Here is a 26,364-nt window from a genome sequence, read left to right as displayed (position 1 = left end):
CATGTTGCATCGCGTCTAATGGCGCTTTGCGTTGCGCAGGCCGTCGCCGTCGATGAGTGCGTTGCTGTTGCTGTTCGTGTGTCTGGTGCTGGGCGCCCTGGTGGCGCGCTTCGCCCGTCCGCCGGCCGGGACCGTGGCCGGGCTGAACTGGTGGGTGCTGAACATCGCGCTGCCGGCGCTAGTGCTGGCGATGATTCCGCGCGTGCACTTCGACCGGCACCTGTGGTTTCCGGTGGCGACGATGTGGGTGACCTTCTTCGGCGCCTGGCTGCTGTTCGCGGTGCTGGGGCGCCTGTTCGGCTGGTCGCGCTCGCGCGTCGGCGCGCTGACCCTGGTGTGCGGCCTGGGCAATACCTCGTTCATGGGCTACCCGATGGTGCAGGCGATGCATGGGCAGCCCGGGCTGGCGCTGGCGGTGGTGTCCGACCAGCTCGGCTGTTTTCCGCTGCTGGCCGCCGGCGGCATCGTGGTGGCTTCGCTGTACTCCGGACGCCAGCCCAGCGTGGCGCTGGTCGTGCGCCGGATCGCCACTTTCCCGGCGTTCATCGCGTTGCTGGTCGGCATCGTTGCCGGCATTGCCGGCGGCTGGCCGGACGCGCTGGACCACCTGTTCCTGCAACTGGGCCAGACGCTGACGCCGCTGGCGCTGTTCTCGGTCGGCCTGCAGTTCAAGCTGCACCTGCATCGCGACCAGCTCGGCGCGTTGTCCAGCGGCCTGGCGTGGAAGCTGGCGCTGGCGCCACTGGTCGGCTGGGGACTGGGCATGCTTGCCGGAGTCACCGGCCTGACCCTGGTGGTCGGCGTGCTGCAGGCGGCGATGGCGCCGATGATCTCGGCGGCGATCCTGGCCGACCAGTACCAGCTGGAACCGCGCCTGGCCAACACCGTTCTCGGCGCCGGCATCGTGCTGTCGCTGGCGACGGTGCCGCTGGCGAACCTGCTGATGGGGGGCTAGCGGTTCAACGGCGCATGCCCAGCTCGCGTGCCCGTTGCTCGACCGCTTCCTTTGCCTGCTTCAGGCCGCAACCGGTGTCGTCTCGGTACTGCCTGATCGCCTCGATGATCCTGTTCGCGCGGATCGCAGCGTCGACGGCCTCGTCGTCGATGCGCGGCGGTGCGGGCCGGCTGGTCGGTTTCGCTTGCCGGTAGATCGACCATAATGCCGCCATGAGCGAAGCGAAATGCACTCCGGCCGACGACCTGCGCATTGACGTGTGGCTGTGGGCGGCGCGGTTCTTCAAGACCCGCAGCCTGGCCAAACAGGCAGTCGGCAGCGGCAAGGTCGAGCTCAACGGTGGACCGTGCAAGGCGGCGCGGCCGGTGCGCGTGGGTGATCGCATGATCGTCCGTCGCGGGGAGGAGACGATGGAAGTCGAGGTGCTGGGTCTGTCGGAACAGCGCGGTCCGGCACCGGCGGCGCAGGCGCTGTATCGCGAGAGCGAGGCCAGTCGCGTTGCACGAGAGGCCGCACGCGCGAACCGTCGTCTGATGCTTGCACCACGGCCGGTCGGCCGACCCGACAAGCACGATCGCGCCGATCTGCGTCGCCTGAAAGAGGGTGGATCCAACCAGGACTGAACTGCGGATGCAGGCCGCCGCCTGCACGCGGCAATTGCTTCCCGGGCGGCAGGCGCCGAGACTAGGCGCGAGTAAAGAGGGGAGCGCCGCCATGTCCGGCTTCGATCTGTTCAAGCGCCTGCTGGGCACCGAGCGCCGCCAGCACATGCCCCGCACGCAGGCCGTGCGGGGCACGCGCATGCTGGTGGTGGACGATTCGCCGACCATCCGCGCGGTGCTGGGCAAGATGCTCACCCAGGACGGCTATCTGGTGTCCAAGGCCGGCGACGGCGAGACCGCGCTGCGCCTGGCGCGCGAGGAAAAGCCAGAGCTGATCTTCCTCGACATCGTGATGCCGGGCATGAACGGCTTCGCCGTGCTGCGCGCGTTGCGCCGCGAGCCGGGCACCCACGGCATTCCGATCGTGATGATCAGCGGCAACCTGCAGGCCACCGAGCAGTTTTACGTGCAGCGCTTCGGGGCGGACGATTTCATGAAGAAGCCATTCGGCCGGGCCGAGGTATTCGGGCGCATCCAACACTTGGTGGAGGCGGGCCGTTTGTCTGCGCGCGACCCGGTGCTCGATCCGCCGCAGGATTTGCCGGTGGAGTCGGCCACCGACGGCAGCATTCCGGACGTCGGCCTGCCCGATGCCGACGATCCGCACATGGTCACGCCCGCGTTCACCGGCGCGCTGGATCCGCAGGCGGAAGAACCCGCGACGTCGGTGCCGGCCGGCACGACTCCCACGCGTGAGTGAGCCTGCCAGGGAGAACGGGGCGCGGAGGCTGTCCTCCGGCCCCGTTCTCTGGTGCCGGATCAGCCCTGCAGGTCGAACCGGTCCAGGTTCATCACCTTGACCCAGGCTGCGACGAAGTCCGTCACGAACTTCTCCCGGCCGTCGGCCTGGGCGTAGACCTCGGCCAGGGCGCGCAGCACCGAGTTCGAGCCGAACACCAGGTCGACGCGCGTGCCGGTGTACTTCACCGCAGCGGTCTTGTGGTCGCGCCCCTCGAAGCGTTCGCCTGCCGGTTTCCACTCGGTGGCCATGTCCAGCAGATTGACAAAGAAGTCGTTGCTAAGCACGCCAGGCTTGTCGGTAAGCACGCCGTCCTTGCTGCCATCGTAGTTGGCGCCGAGCACGCGCAGGCCGCCGACCAGCGCGGTCATCTCCGGCGCGGTGAGGGTGAGCAGCTGTGCCTTGTCGACCAGCAGGTGTTCGGCAGGCACCGACGATTTGCCTTTGAGGTAATTGCGGAAGCCGTCGGCAAACGGCTCAAGGTAGCTGAAGGATTCGACATCGGTCTGCTCGGCATCGGCGTCGACGCGACCCGGCGAGAACGGCACCTCGACGCTGAGACCCGCGGCCTTCGCCGCCATCTCGATGCCCACGCCACCGGCCAGCACGATCACGTCCGCGAGCGAGGCCTTGCCGGATGCCTTCTGGATCTCTTCCAGCTTCGGCAGCGCCTTCACTGCCGTGGCGTTGACCGCCCAGTCCCTCTGCGGGGCGAGGCGGATGCGTGCGCCGTTGGCACCGCCACGCTTGTCGCCGCCGCGGAAGGTCGACGCCGAGGCCCAGGCGATCGACACCAGCTGCGACACGCTCAACCCCGAGGCGGCGATCTTTGCCTTGAGGTCGGCTATGTCGGCGGCCGTCGGGTGATGCGTGGCCTTGGGCAGCGGGTCCTGCCACAGCAGGTCTTCCTTCGGGATCTCCGGCCCCAGGTAACGGGACTTCGGACCGAGGTCGCGATGGGTCAGCTTGAACCAGGCGCGGGCATAGGCTTCGGCGAAGGCCTGCGGATCGTCGCGGAACTTGCGCGAGACCTTTTCGTAGGCCGGGTCGAAGCGCAGCGAGAGGTCGGTGGTGAGCATGGTCGGACGACGCTTGGGCGAATCCGCCGAAGGGCCGGGGATGATCGCTTCGGAACCCTTGGCTACCCACTGCTGCGCGCCGGCCGGGCTCTTCTCCAGCTCCCATTCGAAGTCGAAAAGGAACTTGAAGAAGTCGTTGCTCCACTGTACCGGGGTGCGGGTCCAGGTGACTTCCAGGCCGGAGGTGATCGCGTCCTTGCCCACCCCGCTGGCAAACTTGTTGGCCCAGCCGAAGCCCTGGGCTTCGAGCGGGGCGGCTTCCGGATCGGCGCCGACGTTGCTGGCCGGGGCCGCGCCGTGGGTCTTGCCGAGGGTGTGGCCGCCGGCGATCAGCGCGACGGTCTCCTCGTCGTTCATCGCCATGCGGGCGAAGGTTTCGCGGATGTCGTGCGCCGCGGCGAGCGGGTCGGCGTTGCCGTCCGGACCCTCCGGATTCACGTAGATCAGGCCCATCTGCACGGCAGCCAGCGGGTTGTCCAGGTTGCGCTCGCCGGGCTTGCCGTGGGAGTAGCGGCTGTCCGGCGTGTTGCTCAGCGCCAGCCACTCGGTCTCGCTACCCCAGGACACGTCCTGGTCGGGTTCCCATACGTCCTCGCGGCCGCCGGCGAAGCCGAAGGTGCGGAAACCGGTCGATTCCAGTGCGACATTGCCTGCCAGGATCATCAGGTCGCCCCAGGAGATCTTCTGGCCGTACTTCTGCTTGATCGGCCACAGCAGGCGGCGCGCCTTGTCCAGGCTCACATTGTCCGGCCAGGAGTTCAGCGGGGCGAAGCGTTGCTGGCCGCGTCCGGCGCCACCGCGCCCGTCACCGACGCGGTAGGTGCCGGCGGCATGCCAGGCCATGCGGATCATCAGGCCCGCGTAGCTGCCGAAGTCGGCCGGCCACCAGTCCTTGGAGTCGGTCATCATCGCCAGCAGATCCTTCTTGAGGGCCGCATAGTCGAGCTTGGCGAATTCCTTGCGATAGTCGAACGAGCGACCCAGCGGGTCGGACTTTTCCGAGTGCTGGCTGAGCAGTTCGAGTCGAAGCTGGTTGGGCCACCAGTCGCGGTTGGTGGTGCCGGTGGCAGCAGGATGGAACGGGCATTTCGCTTCGCTGGACATGATCTTTCTCCCTCTGGCCTGGTGATGCGGCTTTCCGGTCAGTTCCTGCGCCGGGATGCCTGACTTTGGTGGGGTTCCCGTCCGGTGCGATCGCCGCGCGCCCGACCGACGCGCGAGCTTGCGCGGTGCCAAGTGCTGGGCATGTGGGCAAGTCCGCACGCGGCATGTGTCGATGCGCCGGGGACGCGCTTCGCGATGAGCTGTCCTGGAGTCACGCTCGCCTCCACTGCGTCGGGGGAACCGCGTGCGACCGGACCGGCAGCGGCCGGTTCGCGATCGCGACCGGTTCACGTTAGTCCTGTCATGGCCATGCGTGAATTCGTTTGTTCCGATGCAATCGATAGCCTGAGACTATGCTGCATACGCACCATCGACTAGCACGATGGTGCGCGGTTCCGGGGGACGGCGGCCGGCGCACAGCCTGCGCCGGCCTCGCGGATCAGGACAGCGCCTTGAGCCGGTAGAGCTCGGCCAGTGCATCGCGCGGCGAGAGCGCGTCGGGATCGACCTCGGCCAGCCGTTTCTCCACCGCGGAGGGCTCGGGCGGCGCGAACAGGCCGAGCTGCGGCGAGGCCTCTTCCCGGCGCGTGGCGGCTCCGCCCGGATGCGCACCCTTTTCCAGCGCGGCCAGGGTGCGCCGCGCGTCGGCGATCACCGCCTTGGGCAGGCCGGCCAGCGCCGCCACCTGCAGGCCGAAGCTGCGGTTGGCCGGGCCTTCCTTGACCGCGTGCATGAAGACCAGCTGGTCGCCGTACTCCACCGCGTCCAGATGCACGTTGGCGATGCCGGGGTATTCGCCGGCCAGTTCGGTCAGCTCGAAGTAGTGGGTGGCAAACAAGGTGTAGGCGCGGCTGGCTGCCGCCAGGTGCACCGCGCAGGCGCGGGCCAGCGCGAGGCCGTCGTAGGTGCTGGTGCCGCGGCCGACCTCGTCCATCAGCACCAGACTGTGCTCGGTGGCGTTGTGCAGGATGTTGGCCGTCTCGCTCATCTCCACCATGAAGGTGGACTGGCCGCGCGAGAGGTCGTCGCCGGCGCCGATGCGGGTGAAGATGCGGTCGATCGGGCCGATCGTGGCCGCGCCCGCCGGCACGTAGCTGCCGATGTGGGCGAGCAGCACGATCAGTGCGTTCTGCCGCATGTAGGTGCTCTTGCCGCCCATGTTGGGGCCGGTGATCACCAGCATGCGGCGGGCGTCGTCGAGCATCAGATCATTCGGCTCGAACGGCTCGTCGCGTACCTTCTCCACCACCGGGTGACGGCCGCGCTCGATGGCGATGCCGGCCTCGTCGGTGAGCACCGGTTCGGCCCAGTCGAGCGTCTCGGCGCGTTCGGCCAGGGTGGCCAGCACGTCCAGCTCGGCGATGGCCGAGGCGGCAACCTTGAGCGGCTCCAATTGTTCGATCAACTGGTCGAGCACCGCTTCGTACAGGGCACGTTCGCGCATCAGCGAGCGTTCCTTCGCCGATAGCACCTTGTCCTCGAACTGCTTGAGTTCCTCGGTGATGTAGCGCTCGGCGTTCTTGGTGGTCTGGCGGCGCGTGTAGTGCGTCGGCGCCTTGTCCGATTGCGCCTTGCTGATCTCGATGTAATAGCCGTGCACGCGGTTGTAGCCGACCTTGAGCGTGGCGATGCCGCTGGCGGCCTTCTCGCGCTCCTCCAGCTCGACCAGGTACTGGTCGGCGTGGGTCGACAGGCGACGCAGCTCGTCCAGCTCGGCGTCGTAGCCGTCGGCGATCACCCCGCCGTCGCGCTGCAGGACCGGCGGCTGGGCCACGATGGCCTTGGCTAGCCAGTCGGCGAGGTCGGCGTGGTCGCCGATGCGATCGACCAGCGCATGCAGCAGCGGGCTCTCCAGCGCCACGATCTGGCCGCCCAGCTCCGGTGCGGCGGCGAGGCCGTCGCGCAGGGTGGACAGGTCGCGCGGGCGCGCCGAGCGCAGCGCGACTCGGGCGAGGATGCGTTCCAGGTCGCCGATGCCGCGCAGGGTGTCGCGCAGGCCCTGGTAGCGCCGGTTGTCGATCAGCGCGGCGATGGCGCCGTGGCGGCCGCGCAGCAGCTCGCGCGAGCGCAGCGGACGGTTCAGCCAACGGCGCAGGAGGCGGGCGCCCATCGGTGTCACCGTCTCGTCCAGCACGCCGAGCAGGGTGTGCTCGGTACGGCCGGTGGGGTGGGTGTCCAGCTCCAGGTTGCGGCGCGTGGCGGCGTCCAGCGCGATCGTCTCGCTGGCGCTTTCCACCGCCATGCCGGACAGGTGTGGCAGCGCGCTCTTCTGGGTTTCCTCGACGTAGCCGAGCAGGCAACCGGCGGCGGCGATCGCCAGCGGCAGCTTGTCCACGCCGAAGCCGCCCAGGTCTCGGGTGCCGAAGAAGCGGTTGAGCTCGCGCCGCGCGGCATCGGCATCGAAATGCCACGGCGGCCGCTTGCGCAGGCCGGGCAGGGCGCTGACCAGCTTCGGCCAGGCCACCGATTCGTCCACCAGCGTCTCGGCCGGCTGCAGCCGGGCCAGTTCGGCGGCGAGGGTTTCCGCGGTCGGCACTTCGCTAAGCAGGAACCGTCCGCTGGCCAGGTCCACCCAGGCCAGGCCGTAGCTGCCGCCCGGGCCGGCGGCGATCGCCAGCAGCAGGTTGTCGCGGCGTTCTTCCAGCAGCGCGGCGTCGGTCACCGTGCCCGGGGTGACGATGCGCACCACCTTGCGCTCGACGATGCCCTTGGCCAGTGCCGGGTCGCCGATCTGTTCGCAGATCGCCACCGACTCGCCGAGGCGCACCAGCCGCGCCAGGTAGTTCTCCACCGCGTGGTAGGGCACCCCGGCCATCGGGATCGGCGCGCCGGCCGACTGCCCGCGCTGGGTCAGGGTGATGTCCAGCAGCCGCGCCGCCTTGCGCGCGTCCTCGTAGAACAGCTCGTAGAAATCGCCCATGCGGAAGAACAGCAGCACGTCCGGATGCGCGGCCTTGGCCGAGAGGTACTGCCGCATCAGCGGGGTGTGCTGGGAAAGATCGTCTTGGTTCATGCTCGGGGCGGGTCTTGGCTCGATCGGGCGGAACAGGTAGAACGGAACGCTTCGCGCCGTGCGTGGCGCCCGTTCCGAAGCCGAGGAGTCTCGCATGGAGTCCGCATCCGTTCCTACCGACGAGGCGCTGCGCCAGTCGGCCGGGGAAGTCGCCCGCCTGCTGCTGGAGCGCAAGCTGATGCTGGTGACCGCCGAGTCGTGCACCGGCGGCTTCATCGCCAAGGTGCTGACCGACCTGCCGGGCAGCTCGGCGTGGTTCGATGCCGGCGTGGTGACCTACAGCTACGAGGCCAAGGAGGCGCTGCTCGGGGTCAACCCGCGCACGCTGGAACGCACCGGCGCAGTGAGCGAGGAGACCGTGCTGGAGATGGTCTCCGGCGCGCTGGCCCGCTTCGGCGCCGGGGCGGCGGTCGCCGTCACCGGTATTGCAGGACCGGGCGGTGGAACCGAAGGCAAGCCGGTCGGCACGGTCTGGATCGGCTGGAAGCGCCGCGGCGGCTACGCCCATGCCCGGGTGTTTCATTTCGACGGCGATCGCGACGCGATCCGGCGGCAGACGGTGGCGGCGGCGCTCGAAGGCGTGCAGAAAGCGTTGGCGCAGTGAATGTCTCGACCGGGTCCTTGGATTTGCCCCGGATGGCCTGGCGAGATGCCGTAAAAATGTTTGGTTATTTGTGACAGGTGGCCACGAAATAGCCGTGGGACAGCTCGCGCAGGCCTGGCAACCGGTTCATGAGGCGCGCGAGTGCTCTCACCGCCCCGTTATGACCGAGAGGGAACAGATGGAGGTGGGTCTTGGAGAACTTGCTGTAGCGAAGCAGCTTGCGGACTTCGTTGATCGTAATCTTGTTGAGGTGTTCTCCGGGGCGGTCCTTGAGGTCGTATAACCACTCCCATCGAGCAACCGGAGGGTTGCTGTCGTGTCGCGAAGGTTGGTACCAAGGCTGCTGAAGCATCCAGCGCATGGCGTTTAGTATCGACAAATCGCTGAAAAAGACATTGACAAAGGGAAACAGTCCGGTGTGCGAACCATAGGCGCTAAACCATCCGATGCTGCTGAAATACATGACCCCACCCGGTCGTAGACACTCGTACGCCCTGCGCACGACCGACACCGGGGACACGACATGCTCGATGGCGTCGATCAGGATGACCACGTCATAGCTTTCCCTGCCCCACGAGTCGTCCTCGCCCACGGCTCGGAAACTCAGCTTTCCGTGAAGTTCGGGGAATTCCTCGCGGCATATCCTTTGCGCATTTTCGATTTCATCGCGATTAATATCGACGCCCTCTACGCTGCTGGCGCCCAGACTCGCGATATAGGCCGCTCTTCCGCCGAGTCCGCACCCGAGTTCGAGCACGTTCTTCCCGGAGACATTGAAACCGGGATACATCGCAAGAATGCGCTGGGTGGTTTTGTACTGGTGTTGAATGTAGTCCTCTGCGGTTTCCTTCGGGGGCGAGGTGCCATTGTGCTTCTGCAATCCGAGTGAACTTGCACGCTTCCGCAAATACGCCCTCAATACGACTTCGCCGAGCCTTCCCACAACACCACCTCCCTAGTAGCCACGCATGAGGACCGCAGTCAGAGTTCCGCGCTGGCTTAACCAAGCCTCAGGTCGGCCAGCTAAAGCGCGGACATAGTAGTGCACAACCGACGGGCCGCGAGTGCCGCGTGTGTATTCTCGACGGCCCGTGGGGTGACATTGCGTGCAGCCCGCTTCGTGAACCCGAGCGGATGCCGCAACCGTTGCAGCGTGCGGGTAGTGCCAGCCTCCAAGAGCGGGCGGGGAATCCCGACCTGCAGCGATGGGGTTCGCCTCCGCGTGCTTCGCGACGGGTGTGGGATACTCGTGCGGTCAGCGTGTGCGTGATGTGTCTCAGTCCCTGAGAACCGGCTCGCGCATCCTTCAACCCCAAGGTCAACTAGGTATCAACGATGGATGACAACAAGCGCAAGGCGCTCGCTTCGGCCCTCGGCCAGATCGAGAAGCAGTTCGGCAAGGGCGCGGTGATGCGTCTCGGCGACCGGGTGAACGAGGCCATCGAGACCGTTTCCACCGGCTCGCTCGGCCTGGATATCGCCCTGGGCATCGGCGGCCTGCCGCGCGGCCGCATCATCGAGATCTACGGCCCGGAGTCCTCCGGCAAGACCACGCTCACCCTGCAGGTGATCGCCAACTGTCAGAAGAACGGCGGTACCGCGGCCTTCGTCGACGCCGAGCACGCGCTCGACCCGTCCTACGCCGAGAAGCTGGGCGTGAACCTCGACGACCTGCTGATCTCCCAGCCGGACACCGGCGAGCAGGCGCTGGAGATCGCCGACATGCTGGTGCGCTCCAACGCTGTGGACGTGGTGGTGGTCGACTCGGTCGCCGCGCTCACCCCGAAGGCGGAAATCGAGGGCGAGATGGGCGACTCCCACGTCGGCCTGCATGCTCGCCTGATGAGCCAGGCGCTGCGCAAGCTCACCGCCAACATCAAGAAGTCCGGCACCCTGGTGATCTTCATCAACCAGATCCGCATGAAGATCGGGGTGATGTTCGGCAGTCCCGAGACCACCACCGGCGGCAACGCGCTGAAGTTCTACGCCTCGGTGCGCCTGGACATCCGCCGCACTGGCGCGGTGAAGAAGGGCGACGAGGTGATCGGTTCGGAAACCCGCGTGAAGGTGGTCAAGAACAAGGTGGCGCCGCCGTTCCGCCAGGCCGAGTTCGAGATCCTCTACGGCGAGGGCACCTCGCGCGAGGGTGAGATCATCGAACTGGGCGTGCGCGAGAACCTGATCGACAAGTCCGGCGCCTGGTACAGCTACAACGGCGACCGCATCGGCCAGGGCAAGGAGAACGTGCGCCAGTTCCTGCGCGACAACCCGGCCATCGCCAACGAGATCGACCAGCAGCTGCGCGCCCGGCTCCTGGTCGGCGGCAATGGCAAGGCCGCTGCGGCCACCGAGGAGGAGGTCGAGTCGGAGGCCTGATCCATTGAAGTCGCGCCGTCCCGTTTCGCTGGTGGCTGGCCTCGCGCTCGCGCTTGGGGTGGCCGGCCCGGCCGCGGCTCGCGCACCCGCCGAAAGAGCGGCCGCCGTGGCGCCTGCACCGGTGGTCCAGGAGCTGCCCGGCGGCGCCTGGCGGGCCGGCCAGGTCGCTCCGGCGCAGTTCCAGGGGCTGCAGGCTCGCGGTCCGGCCGCCGTTGTGGCCGTGCCCGACGGCGAGGCTCCGGACCAGTCGTCCGCCGCCGACATGGCCCGCGCAGCCCGGGCACTGGGCATGGCGTTTGACTATGCTCCTGTCGCGCCCGGCACGATGCCGGCCGACGCGGTTGCGGCGGTCGGTCGGGCGCTCGCGGCGCCGGCCCGTCAGGTGCTGGTCTATTGCCGCAGCGGTCATTGGGCGGGGCACATCTGGGCTCTGGCCGAGATCGGCGGCCTCAAGGCCGCGGCGATCAAGGCTGCCGACCGTTCGGCCGGCCAGTCGGTGGGCGATCTCGACTATGAGCTGCGGTCGTGGATCGCAGCGCGGCCCGTCCCGGCGCGCTGACGGCCCGGTCATGGCGTTCGGCCGCAAGCCGCCACCGGACAAGCTATCGGCCTATGCGGCCGCGCTGGGCATGCTGGCTCGGCGGGAGCAGTCGCGCCGCGAACTCCGGCGCAAGCTCGACCGCAAGGGCTTCGAGGGGGATGAGGCCGAGCAGGCGCTGGATCGCCTGGGCGATCAGCGCTACCAGGACGACGAACGCTTCGCCGGCATGCTGGCGCGCAACCGGGCCGGGCAGGGGTACGGACCGGCCCGTATCCGCATGGAGCTGAAGAGCCACGGGCTGGATGATGCGGCGATCTGCCAGTGCCTGGACGAACTGGAGCAGGACTGGCGCGCCAGCGCCGCCTTGCAGTTGCGCAAGCGCTATGGCGGCATGGCACCGGCGGACCACGCCGAGCGGTCGAAACGGGCTCAATTCCTCTTGCGTCGCGGCTTTTCCGCCGCCACAGTACGAAGTCTTACCCACGCCGACGTGGATGACGCCGACGACGATTGATCCCCCGATCGCAGCGGCGCAGCTCGGGCGTGGTCTCGTTTCTGCCGCCCGAGCCCATGGCGGCCCCATCGCCAGAAGCCTGCTGCATGAAGACCGCCGAGATCCGTTCCGCCTTCCTCGAATTCTTCCGCGCCAAGGGCCACACCATCGTGCCCTCGGCCTCGCTGGTGCCGTCCAGCGACCCGACCCTGCTGTTCACCAATTCGGGCATGGTGCCGTTCAAGAACGTGTTCCTGGGCAGCGAGAAGCTGCCGTACGTGCGCGCCGCCGACGTGCAGCGCTGCCTGCGTGCCGGCGGCAAGCACAACGACCTGGACTCGGTCGGCTACACCGCGCGCCACCACACCTTCTTCGAGATGCTGGGCAACTGGTCGTTCGGCGACTACTTCAAGCGCGAGGCGATCGCCTGGGCGTGGGAGTTGCTGACCGGAGTGTTCAAGTTGCCGGCCGACAAGCTGTGGGTCACCGTCTACCACACCGACGACGAGGCCTTCGAGCTCTGGAACAAGACCATCGGCGTACCGGCCGAGCGCATCGTGCGCATCGGCGACAACAAGGGCGCGCCGTACGCGTCGGACAACTTCTGGCAGATGGCCGACACCGGTCCCTGTGGTCCGTGCACCGAGATCTTCTACGATCACGGTCCGGACGTGGCTGGCGGCCCGCCCGGCTCGCCGGACGAGGACGGCGACCGCTACATCGAGATATGGAACCTGGTTTTCATGCAGTTCGACCGCTCGCCGGATGGCACGCTCTCGCCGCTGCCGGCGCCATGTGTGGACACCGGCATGGGTCTGGAGCGGCTGGCCGCGGTGCTGCAGCACGTGCATTCGAACTACGAGATCGACCTGTTCCAGCGCCTGATCGCCAAGGCCGGCGAGTTCACCGAAACGGCGGACCTCGGCAACAAGTCACTGCGCGTGATCGCCGACCACATCCGCGCCTGCTCGTTCCTGATCGTCGACGGCGTGCTGCCGTCCAACGAGGGCCGTGGCTATGTGCTGCGCCGGATCATCCGTCGCGCCCTGCGCCACGGCTGGATGCTCGGCGTGCGCGGTGACTTCTTCTGGAAGATGGTCGCGCCGCTGGTCGTCGAGATGGGCGAGCCGTATCCGGAGCTGGCCACCAAGCAGGCCTTCATCGAGGACGCGCTGCGCACCGAGGAGCAGCGCTTCGGCGAGACGCTCGAGCACGGCATGCGCGTGTTCGACGAAGTCGCCGGCAAGGCCGGCAAGACCATTCCCGGCGTCGACGCGTTCCGCCTGTACGACACCTATGGCTTTCCGGTCGACCTGACCGCCGACATCGCCCGCGAACGCGGCATGGACGTAGACATGGCTGGCTTCGAGCAGGCCATGAACGAGCAGCGCGAGCGCGCTCGCGCCGCTGGCAGGTTCGAGGCCAAGGGCGTGATGCCCGCCGAGCTGGCCAGTCAGCTCAAGCCCACCGAATTCCTCGGCTACGAGGCGTTGGCGGCCGACGGCGCCAAGGTCGTCGGGATCGTCCGCGCCGGCCGCCAGGTCGACCACCTGGCCGCGGGCGAGGACGGTTTCGTCATCCTCGACCGCACGCCGTTCTACGCCGAGTCCGGCGGCCAGGTCGGCGACACCGGCACACTGTCCGGGGCCGGCGGCACGTTCGCCGTGGCCGACACGCTGAAGATGGGTGGCGTGTTCTTGGGCCACGCCGGCCGCTGGCAGGGCGCCCAGTCGCTGCGCCAGGGCGACGTTGTCCAGGCGGCCGTCGACGGCGCACGTCGCCAGGCGATCGTGCTCAACCACTCGGCCACCCACCTGCTGCACGCGGCGCTGCGCAAGGTGCTGGGCGACCACGTGACCCAGAAGGGCTCGCTGGTCGCGCCGGATCGCCTGCGCTTCGACTTCGCCCACCACAAACCGGTCAGCCGGGCGGAGTTGGCCGAGATCGAGGCGATGGTCAATGCCGAGGTCCGTCGCAATGCCGAGGCGGAAGTGCGCCACATGGCCTACGACGACGCCATCGCGTTCGGCGCGATGGCGCTGTTCGGCGAGAAGTACGGCGACGAAGTCCGCGTGCTGAAGATGGGCGGCTTCTCGACCGAACTGTGCGGCGGCACGCACGTCGGCCGCACCGGCGACATCGGCCTGTTCAAGATCGTCAGCGAAGCAGGCGTGGCCTCCGGCGTGCGCCGCATCGAAGCCGTCACCGGCGCCGGTGCGCTGGCCTACGTGGCCGACGAGGAACGGCGTCTCGGCGAGCTGGCCCACCTGCTGTCCGGCAACGGCGACGAGGTGGTGGAGAAGCTGCGCCAGCTGTTCGAGAAGCAGAAGAAGCTCGAGCGCGAGCTGGAATCGCTGCGCGCCAAGGCGGCCGGCACGGCGACCGCGGACCTCGCGGCCTCGGCGGCCGACATTGGCGGGATCAAAGTCGTCGCGGCGCGTCTGGAAGGGCTGGATGCCAAGGCGTTGCGCGACAGCGTCGACCAGCTGAAGCAGCAGCTGGGCGATTGCGTGGTGCTGCTGGCCGGTGCGGCCGATGGCCGCGCTTCGCTGGTCGCCGGTGTGCATGGCGCGGCGCTGGGGCGGATCAAGGCTGGCGAGGTGGTAGCTCACATCGCCGGCCAGATTGGTGGCAAGGGCGGTGGACGACCGGACATGGCGCAGGGCGGTGGTGACGATGTCCCGCAGTTGCCGACGCTGCTCGGCGACCTGCCAGGCTGGATCGGGGCGCGCCTCGGAGCCTGATGGAAGGCATGGGAAAGGTGGGGCGGTTCCACTAGACGCTGATTGCGCGCCCTGTCTGGGCTCGGCTAGTATCAATAGATTGTCGGTATCACGAATTGCGGTGATATCGCCTGCCAAGACAGTTAATTCGCCTTGGCGGATGCCGGGGAAGGCGGAAAGGCCTTCGACGGAAACTGTCGTCGAACTGCTGGTGGACTCAGGGGTGAGGTCTCACCGACAGAAGGCCTGTAACCACACCAAATGATGGAGTAGCAAGCCATGTTGATTCTGACCCGCCGGGTCGGTGAAACCCTGATGATCGGTGACGAGGTGACCGTCACCGTTCTCGGCGTCAAGGGCAATCAGGTGCGCATCGGCATCAATGCCCCGAAGAACGTCGCGGTCCACCGCGAAGAGATCTACCAGCGTATCAAGGGCGAGAACGAGTCCGGTGGTGCCGCGCACCCGGAAGACGCCGCGGAATAATCACGAAGGCTTTACCTCGAGCGCGTCGGTCAGTATCCTTGCCGGCTCCGCAGCAATGCGGCAAAACACGGAGAGATGCCCGAGAGGCCGAAGGGGCTCCCCTGCTAAGGGAGTATAGGGTCAAAAGCCTTATCGAGGGTTCGAATCCCTCTCTCTCCGCCAGATACGCAAAACGCCCCGCGAGGGGCGTTTTGCGTATCTGGTCCGGGGCCGTAGGTCGACTGATCTTCCGGTGACCGGTCGCTCCCGCCTCATCTCGAGTGTCATCGGCTGCGCCGATATCCATTCCGTGGCCGGTCCTCGCAAGCCCCTCATTTTCGTCTGCAGAAAATTCGGACAGCCGGAAAAGCGGGGGCTCCTGCGCAACGCGGACGGGTTGGTTCCACGGACAGGATCAACCCTCCCTCGCAACGCACTGGACATGCACACCCCTTTCGGGGCGCTGCGCGTATGCGGTGGAGTAGAGAGGGGCGGCGCGTTGTGCTGCGCATTCCCATGCCGTGCCACGCGCGAGGTGGCAGCGGTCGCGGTCGGATCAGTCCGTCGGCAGGCCGCGCAGTTCGACATGGCCGGGAGTGACCCGGAGTACCGAGCCCTGCTCGTACCAGTCGCCCAGCACGATGCGCTCGGCAGGCTGCCCGTCGAGGTCGAAACGATGCACCGCCGGGCGATGGGTATGGCCGTGGATGAGCCGGGTGACGCCGGCTTTGCGCATCGCCTGCGCGACCGCTCCTCCATTCACGTCCATGATGGTCTCCATGGTCGAGCCGGTGTGGGCGCGGCTGTCCTCGCGTGCTTTCGCGGCGAACGCGCGTCGGGCATCCAGCGGCATGGCCAGTACCTGTGCGGCCCACGCCGGCTGGCGTACCTGCCGGCGGACCGCCTGGTAGGCGACGTCGTCGGTGCAGAGCACGTCACCGTGCATCAGCAGGGTGGGCTGGCCCTGGATGGCGTGGACGGTGCCGTCTTCGAGCAGGATCAGTCCGGCGCGCCGGGCGAAGGACTCACCCAGCAGGAAGTCGCGGTTCCCGGCCATGAAGTGCACTGGTACGCCGGCGTCCGCAACGGCGCGCGTGGCCACCGCGATTCGGGCGGGAAGCTCCGCGTCGTCGTCATCCCCGATCCAGGCTTCCACCAGATCGCCGAGGATGTACAGGGCATCGGCCGAGCGCACCTCGTCGCTGGCCATCCAGCGCTCGAACAGGTCGGTGATGCCGGGACGTGCGACGTCCAGGTGCAGGTCGGAAATGAGCAGCGTGTGCACGTCGATCAGCCGTGCCGTTTGGTCGGTGCGGCGCCTTTCTTCGGCTTGCTCGTGGCGGCCTTGGCCGCGGGTGCTGCGCTGCCGTCGGTCGCTGGCTGAGTGTCTTCGCTCTTGGCGGCCTCGCCGACGATATCCGCGCCGGTGATCACCACCAGCGGGTTGGGCACGTCGCCCGCGAACGGCCCCTGCGCGCGGGTAGGCAGGGAGGCGATCTTGTCGACCACGTCCATGCCCTTGATGATCTTGCCGAACACGGCGTAGCCCCAGGTCAGCCCGCTCTGGCTGCCGACGAAGTCCAGGCGGCGGTTGTCGACCAGGTTGAAGAAGAACTGCGAGGTGCCGGAGTTGGGGTCGGCACCGCGGGCGACCGCAATGGTGCCGCGCACGTTGGACAGGCCGTTGTCTGCCTCGCTGGCGATCGCCGGGCGGGTGCGGCGCGGTTGCAGATCGCGGGTGTACAGCCCGCCCTGGACCAGATAGCCGGGGATCACGCGATGAAAGACGGTACCCGCGTAGAAGCCGTCGCGGACATATTGCAGGAAGTTGGCCACGCTCTTGGGTGACTTGTCCGGGTAAAGCTCCAGCGTGATGTCGCCGAGCGAGGTATGCATCACCACTTCCGGCCGGGGCGCCTCCTGAGTGGCGGGCTGCGGCGGCGCGGTGCCGGCGTCCTTGGGTGCCTTCTGCGCCAGCAGGGCGGTCGGAGCAATGAGCAGCAGGGAGAGCAGGAAAGCTTTCAACGTGGATCTCGCGCGTGCCTGGAATCGCCCAATGATACGCGGCCGCGCCAGCCTGGGGCTGGCCGTGGCTGAATCGCAGTGCGCTGCCACTGTCAGATCGCGCTGAGGGCCAGGGTGAAACCGAGATCGGACATCGGGGAGCGCTCCTGCTCCAGGTCGGCCTCGGTGAGCGGATGCTGCTCCAGCCATGCGGCCGGCAGCGCCAGGCGCAGACGTTGCCGGGTGGCGGCCAGCCGCAGCGCCGGCAGCGATTCGGCCCGACGCGCCCGGCGGAACAGTACCGCCAGCCGAAGCAGGGCCGTGATCTGCCGGGCGATCAGCCGATAGCGCTGGGGCAGGGCCGATATCAACGCCTTGTCCGGCTTGCGCCGGTGCAGTTCGACGATGGCCGCGAGCAGTTGTTGCTCCTGCCGGGAGAATCCGGCGAGATCGGCGTTGCGCAGGATATAGGCGCCGTGGCGATGGTGCTGGCTGTGGGCGATCGCCAGCCCGATTTCATGCACGCGGGCCGACCAGGATAGCCACTCGCGCGCCTCGGCATCGAGCTTCCATTGCGGCGCGATCTGGTCGAACAGCACCAGTGCGGTCGACTCTACGCGTCGTGCCTGTGCCCGGTCCACCCCGTAGCGGGTGGCCAGCGCATCGATGCTCGCTGTGCGGGGATCGCTGCCGCCGGCGCGGCCAAGCATGTCCCACAGCAGGCCCTCGCGCATCGAGCTTTCGCACACGCGCATGCGCTCGATGCCAAGCGCCTGGAAGGCCGCCTCGAAAATCACCACGCCGCCGGCGATCACCGGCGCGCGGTCGTCGGCTAGTCCCGGGAGCTTGAGCGAGCCGATCTGTCCCTGGTCGAGCAGGGCGTCGCGCAATGAGGCCAGCGACGACTGGGTGATGCCGTCGTCCGAGAGCTTCATCGCCTGAACCACGGAGCCGATCGCCTTGGCGGTACCGGACGAGCCGAATGCCTCCTGCCAGCCCGCCTCGCGGTAGTCTTCTTCGAACTGCTGCAGCAGCAGGCCGATCTCGCCACGGGCCTTCTGCCAACGCTTGCGGTTGAGCTTGCCGCCGGCGAAGAAGCGCAGCGTGGAGGCGATGCAGCCGACCTGGACACTCTCGGTATGCAGCGGCGCGACACCGCGGCCAATGATGAATTCGGTGCTGCCGCCGCCGACGTCGATCACCAGCCGTGGCTCGCGCGAGGCGGGCAGGTCGTGGGCCACGCCAAGGAAGATCAGGCGACCTTCCTCACGGCCGGAGACCACTTCCACCGGGTGGCCCAGCGCGGTTTCCGCGGCGGTGAGGAAGGCCTGCGGCGAGGCGAGGCGGCGCACCGTGTTGGTGGCCACCGCGCGCACGTGCAGCGAGGGCAGGCCAGCGAGGCGCTGGCCGAAGCGGGCCAGGCAGTTCAGGGCCCGCGCGCGATGCTCGGCATCGAGGGTGCCGTCGCTGCGCAGGCCGGCGGCCATGCGCACGGTGTCGCGCAGGCGATCGATCACGCGAGGCTCGCCGTGTTCGACCCGCGCGACGACCATGTGGAAACTGTTCGATCCCATGTCCACTGCGGCCACCAGTTCGCCGTCGCGGATCGGCACGTTGTCGCCCAGCGTCATGCGAGACATTCCATGTGGCTGGGCGGACGCGGCGTGGAGGCGGGGTGGGGCATGCTTGGATCCCTTACGGTCTGGTCGGCCCGCAGAGCTTGTCGAGCAGCGACTGCTGGGCGTTGTAGGGCGGCTGTTCGCCGGGCGTGGCGCGCGTGTAGCGACCGTTGCTGCCCAGCAGCCATGCCTGCGTGTTGTCGGCGAGCGTATTGGCCAGTGTCTCGTCGAACACGCGCTGGGCGAGCACGGGATCGAGGATCGGGAAGGCCACCTCGATGCGCCGCATCAGGTTGCGCTCCATCCAGTCGGCGCTGGCGCAGTACAGCTCCGGCTGGCCGTCGTTGGCGAACCAGTACACCCGGCTGTGCTCGAGGAAGCGGCCGACGATGGAGCGCACGTGGATCCGCTCGGAGACCCCGGGCAGGCCCGGCCGCAGCGTGCAGGCGCCGCGCACCACCAGGTCGATCTCGACGCCGGCCTGGGACGCCCGGTAGAGCGCCTCGATCACGTGCGATTCGTTCAGCGCGTTGAGCTTGGCGACGATCCGCGCCGGTTTGCCGGCACGGGCGTTGTCGGTCTCGCGCTCGATCTTGGCCACCACGCTCTTGTAGAGGGTGAATGGCGAGTGCAGGAGGCGCTTGAGGCTGATGGTCGGTCCCAGCCCGGAGAGCTGCTGGAAGATCTTGTGCAGGTCCTCGCCGATTTCCTCGTTCGCCGTCATCAGGCCGATGTCGGTGTACAGGCGGCTGTTGGCCTGGTGGTAGTTGCCGGTGGACAGGTGCGCGTAGCGGCGCAGCCGGTCGCCCTCGCGGCGCACGATCAGCATCATCTTCGCGTGGGTCTTGAACCCGACCACGCCGTAGACCACCTGTACGCCGGCTTCCTGCAGGCGCGTGGCGAGGCGGATGTTGGCCTCCTCGTCGAAACGCGCGCGCAGTTCGATCACCACGGTGACGTCCTTGCCGTTGCGCGCCGCCTCGATCAGCAGGTCGACCAGCGGGGTGTCCTCGCCGGCGCGGTACAGCGTCTGCTTGATCGCCAGCACCTGCGTGTCCTGCGCGGCCTGGCGCAGCAGGTCGACCACGGCCGAGAAGCTCTCGTAGGGATGGTGCAGCAGCACGTCGCGCTGGGCGATCACGTCGAACTTGTTGCGGCTGGCCTCGATGGCGGCCGGCACCCGCGGGGTGAAGCGCGGGAACTTCAGGTCGGGCCGGTCGACCCAGTCGTAGATCAGCCCCGCGCGGATGATGTTGACTGGTCCGTCGCAGCGGTAGACGTCGGCCTCCTCCAGGTCGAAGTTCTCCACCAGCATGCGGGTGATCGACTTGGGGCAGTCGGTGCCGATCTGCAGGCGCACCGGCCGGGCATAGCCGCGACCGAGCAGCTCTTCGGACAGCGCCCGGGCCAGGTTGTCGACCTCGGCCTCCTCAACCATGAGCTCGCTGTTCCGGGTCACCCGGAACTGGTGCGAGCCGAGCACCTTGAAGCCTGGAAAGGCGAGGTCGACGAAGGCATGCAGCAGTTCGGCCAGGAACACGAAATGCTCGCCAGGACCGCTGACCTCGGCCGGGACGCGGATGATCCGCGGCAGCGAACGCGGCGCCCGCACCAGCGCCATGTGCCCTTCGTGGCCGAACGCGTCGCGGCCCTTCAGCACCACCGCGAGGTTGAGCGTCTTGTTGAGGATGCGCGGGAACGGGTGCACCGGGTCCAGCCCCAACGGCGACAGGACCGGCAGAACCTCTTTCTCGAAGTAGCCACGCAGCCACTGGTGCTGGCGCTTGCTCCAGCGCTGGCGCGGCAGGATGCAGATGCCCTCGGCCTCCAGCCGGGGGCTGAGGTCTTCCTGCCAGGTGGCATATTGCTCGGCGACGAGGTCCAGCGCGCGGGCGCGGATGCGGGCCAGCAGCTCGCCGGACGGGATGCCGTCCGGGCCGGGCGAGGCCGAGCCGAAATGGTGATGGTGCTTGAGCATCGCCACGCGCACCTCGAAGAACTCGTCGAGGTTGTTGGCCACGATGCTCAGGTAGCGCAGGCGCTCGAGCAGGGGCACGTTCGGGTCGCGAGCCATCGCCAGCACGCGGAAGTTGAACTCCAGTGCGGCCAGTTCACGGCTGAGGAACAGCTCGGGGGCCCGGAGCTCGGCCGATTCGGTAGACGGGGACGAAGGTGCACGACGCATGACGTCATTCTGTCGCAACTGTCGTCGGCGCACATCCCATGCGCCGGCAGGGGCATCGGCCCGACCGTCGCCGGTTCAGCCCTCGTCGCCGGATGACGGGCCAAGTAGGCGCTCGCGGCCGAAGTGACAGGAGAAGGTCGAGCCCTGGCCGGGCGTGCTCTCGATCTGCAGGCGGGCCTGGTGCAGGTTCAGCACGTGCTTGACGATGGACAGGCCCAGGCCGGTGCCGCCGGTGTCGCGCGAGCGGCTCGACGAGACCCGGTAGAACCGTTCGGTCAGCCGCGACAAGTGGTTGGCCGGAATGCCGAAACCGGTATCGCTCACCGAGTACACCGCGCCGTCGCCCTGCCGCTGCCAGCGGATGGTGATGGTGCCGCCGGCCGGGGTGTATCGCACCGCATTGCTGACCAGGTTGGAAAAGGCGCTGTGCAGATCCTTGGGTGAGCCCAGCAGGTCGGTCTCGGCGGTGGACTCGAGCACCACGCGATGGCGGCCCTGACTCAGCGCCTCCGCTTCCTTGCGCAGGGTGGCAAGCAGCGGAGCCATGGCCACCCGTTCGTCGGCGACGTGTTCCTGCGTTTCCAGCCGGGACAGGGTCAGCAGGTCTTCGACGATCTGTCCCATCCGCTTGGACTGGGCGCGCATCTCGCCGAGTACCGGGGCCAGTTCGGGCACATCCTCCGGATCGAGTAGTTCGAGGTAGCCGTGGATCACCGTCAACGGTGTGCGCAACTCGTGCGACACGTTTGCGACAAAGTCGCGGCGTATCTGCTCCAGTCGGGTGAGGTCACTGATGTCGCGGGCCAGCAGCAGGCGCTGGCGGCGGCCGAACGGCAGCAGGGTGACGTTGAGGTGACGGTCCGGTCGCCCCGGTGCGGGAATGTCGTTGAGCGGCTCGCGCGCGCCGTCTTCGAGCCAGTCGGCGAGGTCGGAGTGGCGCAGCCGCTCGTGCAGGTCGGAGCCGCGATCCTGCGGCCGGCGCAGCCCCAGCAGATCCTCCGCTGCATGGTTGAACCAGCGCACGTGCTGTTCGTTGTCCAGCAGCACCACGGCATCGGGGAGGTTGCCGGCGGCGCTGCGCAGGTCGCGCAGGCTGGAGGCGATACGGCGGGTACGTGTCATGAAACGGTCATGCGTGGGCGGGGAGGAGGAGGGTGATGCGATCATCGCGCGGCGCAGATGACGGATCGAAGACAGCAGCAATACGATTTCCGCCAGCGCTGCGACGGCCACGCCCGCAGGTGCGTGGCCAGCGGCCAAGTGGCCGGCCAGGCCACCGCCAAGGAGACCGAGGGCCAGCCAGAGAACCAGGGCCGGCATTGCGGGGGGGCGAACGTTGCTCAAGGCGAAGGAATCCCGCGGGAGGGGGCAGTCGGCAGGATCGGGAAAACCTTGTTGCCGCGCAAGCCGCGCCCGTGGCGGTCACACGCTGGCGGAGAAGCGATAACCCGAACCGCGCACGGTCTGCACCATGTCGTCCAGCTTGAACGGCTCGAGCGTCTTGCGCAGGCGCCGGATGTGCACGTCCACCGTGCGCTCTTCCACGTAGACGCTCCCACCCCACACATGGTCGAGAAGCTGGGCGCGTGAGTACACCCGTTCCGGGTGGGTCATGAAGAAGTACAGCAGGCGGTATTCGGTCGGCCCGATCGACACCGGCTCGTCGCCTGCGAACACGCGATGGGCCGGGCCATCGATGCGCAGGGCGCCCAGCTCCACGATGCCGGAGCCGTCGTCGCCGTGGCTGCGGCGCAGCACAGCCTTGATGCGGGCGATCAGCTCGCGGGTCGAGAACGGCTTGATGACGTAATCATCGACGCCGGCCTCCAGGCCGTTGACGCGATCCATCTCCTCGCCCCGGGCGGTGAGCATGATGATCGGGATCTCCCGGCTCAGCTCCTCCTTGCGCAGGCGCCTGGCCAGCTCGAGACCGCTGGTGCCGGGAAGCATCCAGTCGAGCAGGATCAGGTCGGGCACCTGCTCGGCGATGGCTAGCTGCGCGGCACGGGCGTCGGCCGCCTGGGTCGCCTCCATGCCGGCCTTGCGCAGGGCAAAGGCGACCATGTCGCGGATCGAGGCTTCGTCTTCAACGATCAGAATGCGCTTGTGCACGCTTGCTTACGCCCATGTCTGTGACGGTGGGATTGCAGCGTCATTATGTTACGTCGCGATGACAGGTGTGCCGCGGCGGGATGTCACCCGGGTTACTGCTGGGTGCGGTCCGGGTTGTCTTCGGTCTGCACCTTGCGCTTGCGCAGTTCGAGCACCAACGGGGTCAGCTCGGCAATCCGCGCCTGGATACGGGCCCGGGCGTAGTAGTCCAGGTCGTTCCGCTTGAGCACTCGCTTGAGCTGCTCGAGCGCGTCGAACGGGCGGCCCGAGAGGTAGCTGGCATCGGCATAGGCTTCGCCTGCGCGGGCGTCATATCCGGCCAGTTCATTTGCCCGTGCATAGGTGCGGAAGATATCCGGATCCTCGCTGGTAGCCGTGGCAGGACGCAGCAGGGCGGCAGCCTGCGCGGCCTGGTCTTTGCTGGGTTTGTCGATGATCAGCGCCTTGGCGTAGGCCAGGGTGATCGCCGCATTGCGGGGCGACTCGTCATTGAGGGCAGCGTAGGCGCTCAGGGCGCGGCTGCGCTGGCCGTCCTGCAGTTCGGCGTCGGCCAGGGCCAGTCGCAGCACCTGGTTGTCGGGGTGCGATGCCAGCAATGGCTGGAGGACACTGATCGCCTTCGCCCCGCTGCCGCTGCGGGTCAGCGCAAGCGCATACCCGTAGCGGTTGGCCAGCGTATCGAAGCCATGGTGCGGCAGGTTGGCCGAGTAATAGGTGGTCAGCCTCAGGGGGTCACCTGCCAGCACGCGGACCCGCTCGCGCATCAAAGCGTATGTGTCGACGTTGCCCGCTGCGGACGTGGCGGGCAGCAGGTCGGTCGGGTTGCGCACGTAGGCGATCGGCGCGGTGCTTTGCGCCCACTGCGCCGGGTCGATCGTGTTGCCGCTCGGGCGCTCCTTCTGCATCGCGATCAGCGCGCCGGCGCGCTCTTTCGCGTCGCTGATGCGTTCGGTGGTGACCGGATGGTCCTGCAAAAGCGCGGGCACGCCGTCACCTCCGGAACCCGTACGCAGCGTGTCCTCCATCCGCTCGAAGAACGCAGCCATGGCGTTGGGATCGAAACCGGCGCGGGCCAGGGTCTGGATGCCCACCCGATCCGCCTCGATCTCGTCCTTGCGGGTGAAGTTGATCTGTTTCTGCATCAACGCCCCCTGGCCACCCATCAGGATCGCGCCGGCGGCGTCGCCGGAATGGGCGCTGGAGCCGGCGGCGATCGCGCCGAGCAGAACCAGTGCCATCAGGGGGGCATCCTTCTTGGAGGCCTCGAAGGCTCGCTGCAGGTGGTTCTGCGTGATGTGGCCGATCTCGTGGGCGATCACGCCGGCCAGTTCGCTCTCGCTGCGGGTGATCTGGATCAGGCCGGAGTTGACCGCGATGTACCCACCCGGGGCGGCAAAGGCATTGATCTCCGGATCCTTGACGATCAGGAAGCGGAAATGGTCCTTGGGCTTGTCGCTGGCCGCGACCAGGCGGTAGCCGAGATGGTTGATGTAGTCGTCCAGCAGGGGGTCGTCGACCACCATGTCCAGCGCGCGCATCTGGCGCAGCATCGCGGCACCGTAATCGTTCGCCTCCTGGTCGGAAATCAGCGCGTTCGCCGAGCTGCCCAGATCGGGCAGGCGCACATTGTCCTGCGCGCCGGCGGCGAGGCTCAGGCCGGCGCTGACCAGCGCAACGAGCAGGCGGGAAAGGAGACGTCGTGGTGCCATGGTCATAGGTCGGCGACAATACCACTGCGACCGCAACGGCCGCGCCTCGGTTCCGGTCGGCCGGCGCATCCCCGTTCACCCGTCAGCCGCCTTGCACGGCGGCACCGGCGGCCCCACCTGAGCCCACTAGAAGGTTTTCCCTGGAGTCCGGCAATGCCCAAGATCGAGGTCTATTCCACCGCCGTCTGCCCCTACTGCGTGGCGGCGAAAAACCTGTTGAAGTCCAAGGGCCTGGAATGGACCGAGGTACGTATCGACATGGACATGTCCCAGCGCGACACCATGCTGGCCCGCAGCGGCGGCCGGCGCACCGTGCCGCAGATCTTCATCAATGACCAGCACGTGGGCGGCTTCGACGATCTGGTCGCCGCCGACCGCAGCGGCAAACTGGCCGAGTTGCTGGGAGCGGGCGCATGAGCGCGGAGAAGGATCGGCTGGCCGAGTTCACCGCGTTCCGCCAGCGCATGAACGAGCGCATCCTGGCCGAGGACAACCAGGTCGTGCGCCGTTTCTTCGCGCTGGACACGCAGACCTACAAGGCCGGCGCGCTGGACGTGAAGACCAAGGAACTGCTTGGCCTGGTCGCCTCGATGGTGCTGCGCTGCGATGACTGCATCAGCTATCACGTGGCCCAGTGCAAGGAGGCGGGCGTGACGCGCGAGGAGTTCTTCGAGACCTTCAGCGTCGGCCTGGTGGTGGGCGGCTCGATCGTGATCCCGCACCTGCGCCGCGCGGTGGATTTCCTCGACCAGCTCGAGGGTGGTGCCGGCCAGACGGTGGAGTGCGCCGACCACGCCTGAGCGCGTGCAGCTTTTTGGGACGCTGCGTACCAGCATTTGCATCGCCTGCGGCCGCCGATCCGGTGGCCGCGATGGCGGGCATAAGCGATAATTCGGCGGTTATAAGGCCCCGATCTCCCCCTCGGGCGCCTTCCCCCCCCCGGAAACGCATCCCAAGGAGCATCCCCATGAGCAAGACCATTGCCGTGATTCCCGGCGACGGCATCGGCCCCGAGATCATGACCGCCACGCTGCGCGTGCTCGACGCACTGGATTGCGGTCTTGAGTACGACTTCGCCGAGGCCGGCATGATCGCGCTGGACAAGCATGGCGACCTGCTGCCGAAGGACACTCTGGACAAGATCGCCCGGCACAAGGTCGCGCTCAAGGGCCCGCTGACCACGCCGATCGGCGGTGGCTTCACCTCGATCAACGTCACCTTGCGCCGGCACTTCGACCTGTACGCCAACGTGCGTCCGGCGATCAGCTTCCCGGGCACCAAGTCGCGCTTCGAGAACATCGACATCATCACCGTGCGCGAGAACACCGAGGGCGCCTACCTGGCCGAGGGCCAGACGTTGTCGGAGGACGGCGAGGTGGCGCAGTCGATCATCCGCAACACCCGCAAGGGCAGCACCCGCATCGTGCGCTACGCCTTCGACATGGCGGTGAAGAAGGGTCGCAAGAAGGTGACCGCGGTGCACAAGGCCAATATCATGAAGACCAGCTCCGGGCTGTTCCTCAACGTGGCCCGCGAGATCGCCAAGGAATACCCGCAGATCGAGTTCAACGAGATGATCGTGGACAACACCTGCATGCAGCTGGTGATGCGCCCCGAGCAGTTCGACGTGATCGTCACCACCAACCTGTTCGGCGACATTCTCTCCGATCTGTGCGCCGGCCTGGTCGGCGGTCTTGGCCTGGCTCCGGGCGACAACATCGGCGAGCACGCGGCGATCTTCGAGGCGGTGCACGGCTCGGCGCCGGATATCGCCGGCAAGGGCATCGCCAACCCCTGCGCGCTGCTGCTGGCCGCGGCCGACATGCTCGATCACCTCGGCATGGTGGAGAAGGGCACCAGGCTGCGCCAGGCGATCCGCGACACCATGACGAACGACCGCGACAGCGTGACGCCGGATCTCGGCGGCAAGGGTTCGACCGAGAGCTTCGGCGAGGCGATTGCGCGCCGTGTGAAGGGCTGA

23 protein-coding genes and 1 tRNA gene are annotated in these 26,364 nt (G+C 67.7%); 13 read left to right on the top strand and 11 right to left on the bottom strand.

Annotation, left to right across the window (positions count from 1 at the left end):
- Positions 1–52 precede the first annotated feature (52 nt).
- Positions 53–955: an AEC family transporter gene (locus tag NC595_RS16075; RefSeq protein WP_253568127.1), complete on the top strand. Its 903-nt coding sequence runs from the start codon at positions 53–55 to the stop codon at positions 953–955.
- Between the two features lie 4 nt (positions 956–959).
- Here the strand turns inward: NC595_RS16075 and NC595_RS16070 are convergent, their stop codons facing one another.
- Positions 960–1,169, bottom strand: coding sequence for a hypothetical protein (locus NC595_RS16070; protein ID WP_253568125.1), 210 nt, complete (start codon positions 1,167–1,169; stop codon positions 960–962).
- Between NC595_RS16070 and NC595_RS16065 the strand changes: the two genes are divergently transcribed.
- Together NC595_RS16065 and NC595_RS16060 are read left to right on the top strand one after the other, a co-directional pair.
- Positions 1,168–1,578 (top strand): RNA-binding S4 domain-containing protein, encoded by a 411-nt coding sequence (locus NC595_RS16065; RefSeq protein ID WP_253568123.1) that lies wholly within the window; start codon positions 1,168–1,170, stop codon positions 1,576–1,578. The two genes, NC595_RS16070 and NC595_RS16065, sit on opposite strands and share 2 nt — an antisense overlap.
- A gap of 91 nt (positions 1,579–1,669) precedes the next feature.
- Positions 1,670–2,317, top strand: coding sequence for a response regulator (locus tag NC595_RS16060; RefSeq protein ID WP_253568356.1), 648 nt, complete (start codon positions 1,670–1,672; stop codon positions 2,315–2,317).
- A gap of 59 nt (positions 2,318–2,376) precedes the next feature.
- Here the strand turns inward: NC595_RS16060 and katG are convergent, their stop codons facing one another.
- Complete coding sequence (gene katG, locus NC595_RS16055; RefSeq protein WP_253568121.1) at positions 2,377–4,539, bottom strand: catalase/peroxidase HPI; 2,163 nt, start codon at positions 4,537–4,539, stop codon at positions 2,377–2,379.
- A 439-nt stretch (positions 4,540–4,978) separates the two neighbouring features.
- Complete coding sequence (gene mutS / locus NC595_RS16050; RefSeq protein WP_253568119.1) at positions 4,979–7,552, bottom strand: DNA mismatch repair protein MutS; 2,574 nt, start codon at positions 7,550–7,552, stop codon at positions 4,979–4,981.
- A 94-nt stretch (positions 7,553–7,646) separates the two neighbouring features.
- On the opposite strand from mutS, the gene NC595_RS16045 reads away from it, so the two are divergent.
- Positions 7,647–8,156 carry a CinA family protein gene (locus NC595_RS16045; RefSeq protein WP_253568118.1) on the top strand — a complete coding sequence of 170 codons (510 nt, stop codon included), beginning with the start codon at positions 7,647–7,649 and terminating at the stop codon, positions 8,154–8,156.
- Between the two features lie 64 nt (positions 8,157–8,220).
- Here NC595_RS16045 and NC595_RS16040 read toward each other — a convergent pair whose 3' ends face one another.
- Positions 8,221–9,036, bottom strand: a complete 816-nt coding sequence (locus NC595_RS16040) for a class I SAM-dependent methyltransferase (protein ID WP_253568116.1) — start codon at positions 9,034–9,036, stop codon at positions 8,221–8,223.
- A gap of 455 nt (positions 9,037–9,491) precedes the next feature.
- Here NC595_RS16040 and recA point away from each other — a divergent pair, with 455 nt between their 5' ends.
- The 6 genes from recA to NC595_RS16010 all read left to right on the top strand — a co-directional run bounded on the left by recA (position 9,492) and on the right by NC595_RS16010 (position 14,937).
- Positions 9,492–10,532 carry a recombinase RecA gene (gene recA / locus NC595_RS16035; protein WP_253568114.1) on the top strand — a complete coding sequence of 347 codons (1,041 nt, stop codon included), beginning with the start codon at positions 9,492–9,494 and terminating at the stop codon, positions 10,530–10,532.
- A gap of 4 nt (positions 10,533–10,536) precedes the next feature.
- The gene (locus NC595_RS16030) at positions 10,537–11,091 is read left to right on the top strand and encodes a beta-lactamase hydrolase domain-containing protein (protein WP_253568112.1); all 555 of its coding nucleotides are present in this window, start codon (positions 10,537–10,539) and stop codon (positions 11,089–11,091) included.
- Between the two features lie 10 nt (positions 11,092–11,101).
- A complete protein-coding gene (locus tag NC595_RS16025; RefSeq protein ID WP_253568111.1) occupies positions 11,102–11,587 on the top strand; it encodes a regulatory protein RecX in 486 nt (161 codons plus the stop codon).
- Positions 11,588–11,673: 86 nt separating this feature from the next.
- Complete coding sequence (alaS, locus tag NC595_RS16020; RefSeq protein WP_253568109.1) at positions 11,674–14,310, top strand: alanine--tRNA ligase; 2,637 nt, start codon at positions 11,674–11,676, stop codon at positions 14,308–14,310.
- A 258-nt stretch (positions 14,311–14,568) separates the two neighbouring features.
- A complete protein-coding gene (gene csrA, locus NC595_RS16015) occupies positions 14,569–14,775 on the top strand; it encodes a carbon storage regulator CsrA (protein WP_063671314.1) in 207 nt (68 codons plus the stop codon).
- 69 nt (positions 14,776–14,844) lie between these two features.
- A tRNA-Ser gene (locus NC595_RS16010) sits at positions 14,845–14,937 on the top strand.
- A 373-nt stretch (positions 14,938–15,310) separates the two neighbouring features.
- On the opposite strand, the gene NC595_RS16005 is transcribed toward NC595_RS16010, so the two are convergent.
- From NC595_RS16005 to NC595_RS15975, 7 genes are all read right to left on the bottom strand, one after another.
- Positions 15,311–16,039, bottom strand: coding sequence for a UDP-2,3-diacylglucosamine diphosphatase (locus NC595_RS16005; RefSeq protein ID WP_253568107.1), 729 nt, complete (start codon positions 16,037–16,039; stop codon positions 15,311–15,313).
- A gap of 5 nt (positions 16,040–16,044) precedes the next feature.
- On the bottom strand, positions 16,045–16,779 hold the full coding sequence (locus NC595_RS16000; protein ID WP_253568105.1) for a peptidylprolyl isomerase: 735 nt from the start codon (positions 16,777–16,779) through the stop codon (positions 16,045–16,047).
- A 92-nt stretch (positions 16,780–16,871) separates the two neighbouring features.
- Entirely contained in the window at positions 16,872–18,389 is a 1,518-nt protein-coding gene (locus NC595_RS15995; RefSeq protein ID WP_253568103.1) for a Ppx/GppA phosphatase family protein, read from the bottom strand.
- 64 nt (positions 18,390–18,453) lie between these two features.
- Complete coding sequence (ppk1, locus tag NC595_RS15990; protein WP_253568102.1) at positions 18,454–20,562, bottom strand: polyphosphate kinase 1; 2,109 nt, start codon at positions 20,560–20,562, stop codon at positions 18,454–18,456.
- 75 nt (positions 20,563–20,637) lie between these two features.
- The gene (gene phoR / locus NC595_RS15985; protein ID WP_425493166.1) at positions 20,638–21,882 is read right to left on the bottom strand and encodes a phosphate regulon sensor histidine kinase PhoR; all 1,245 of its coding nucleotides are present in this window, start codon (positions 21,880–21,882) and stop codon (positions 20,638–20,640) included.
- Positions 21,883–21,984: 102 nt separating this feature from the next.
- Complete coding sequence (gene phoB / locus NC595_RS15980; protein WP_026107161.1) at positions 21,985–22,674, bottom strand: phosphate regulon transcriptional regulator PhoB; 690 nt, start codon at positions 22,672–22,674, stop codon at positions 21,985–21,987.
- A gap of 92 nt (positions 22,675–22,766) precedes the next feature.
- Positions 22,767–24,389, bottom strand: a complete 1,623-nt coding sequence (locus NC595_RS15975) for a M48 family metalloprotease (protein WP_253568100.1) — start codon at positions 24,387–24,389, stop codon at positions 22,767–22,769.
- Between the two features lie 147 nt (positions 24,390–24,536).
- Here NC595_RS15975 and grxC point away from each other — a divergent pair, with 147 nt between their 5' ends.
- The 3 genes from grxC to NC595_RS15960 all read left to right on the top strand — a co-directional run bounded on the left by grxC (position 24,537) and on the right by NC595_RS15960 (position 26,364).
- Entirely contained in the window at positions 24,537–24,800 is a 264-nt protein-coding gene (gene grxC, locus NC595_RS15970; protein ID WP_253568098.1) for a glutaredoxin 3, read from the top strand.
- Positions 24,797–25,183, top strand: coding sequence for a carboxymuconolactone decarboxylase family protein (locus tag NC595_RS15965; protein ID WP_253568096.1), 387 nt, complete (start codon positions 24,797–24,799; stop codon positions 25,181–25,183). The genes grxC and NC595_RS15965 overlap by 4 nt, the downstream gene beginning before the upstream one ends.
- Before the next feature lie 167 nt (positions 25,184–25,350).
- Positions 25,351–26,364, top strand: coding sequence for an isocitrate dehydrogenase (locus NC595_RS15960; RefSeq protein ID WP_253568094.1), 1,014 nt, complete (start codon positions 25,351–25,353; stop codon positions 26,362–26,364).

The sequence above is a fragment of the Dyella lutea genome (assembly GCF_024158035.1).
In the GTDB taxonomy this organism is placed as follows: Bacteria; Pseudomonadota; Gammaproteobacteria; order Xanthomonadales; family Rhodanobacteraceae; genus Dyella_A; species Dyella_A lutea.
Note: the sequence above shows the minus strand (reverse complement) of the source record. Positions and strands in the feature narration are given on the sequence as shown.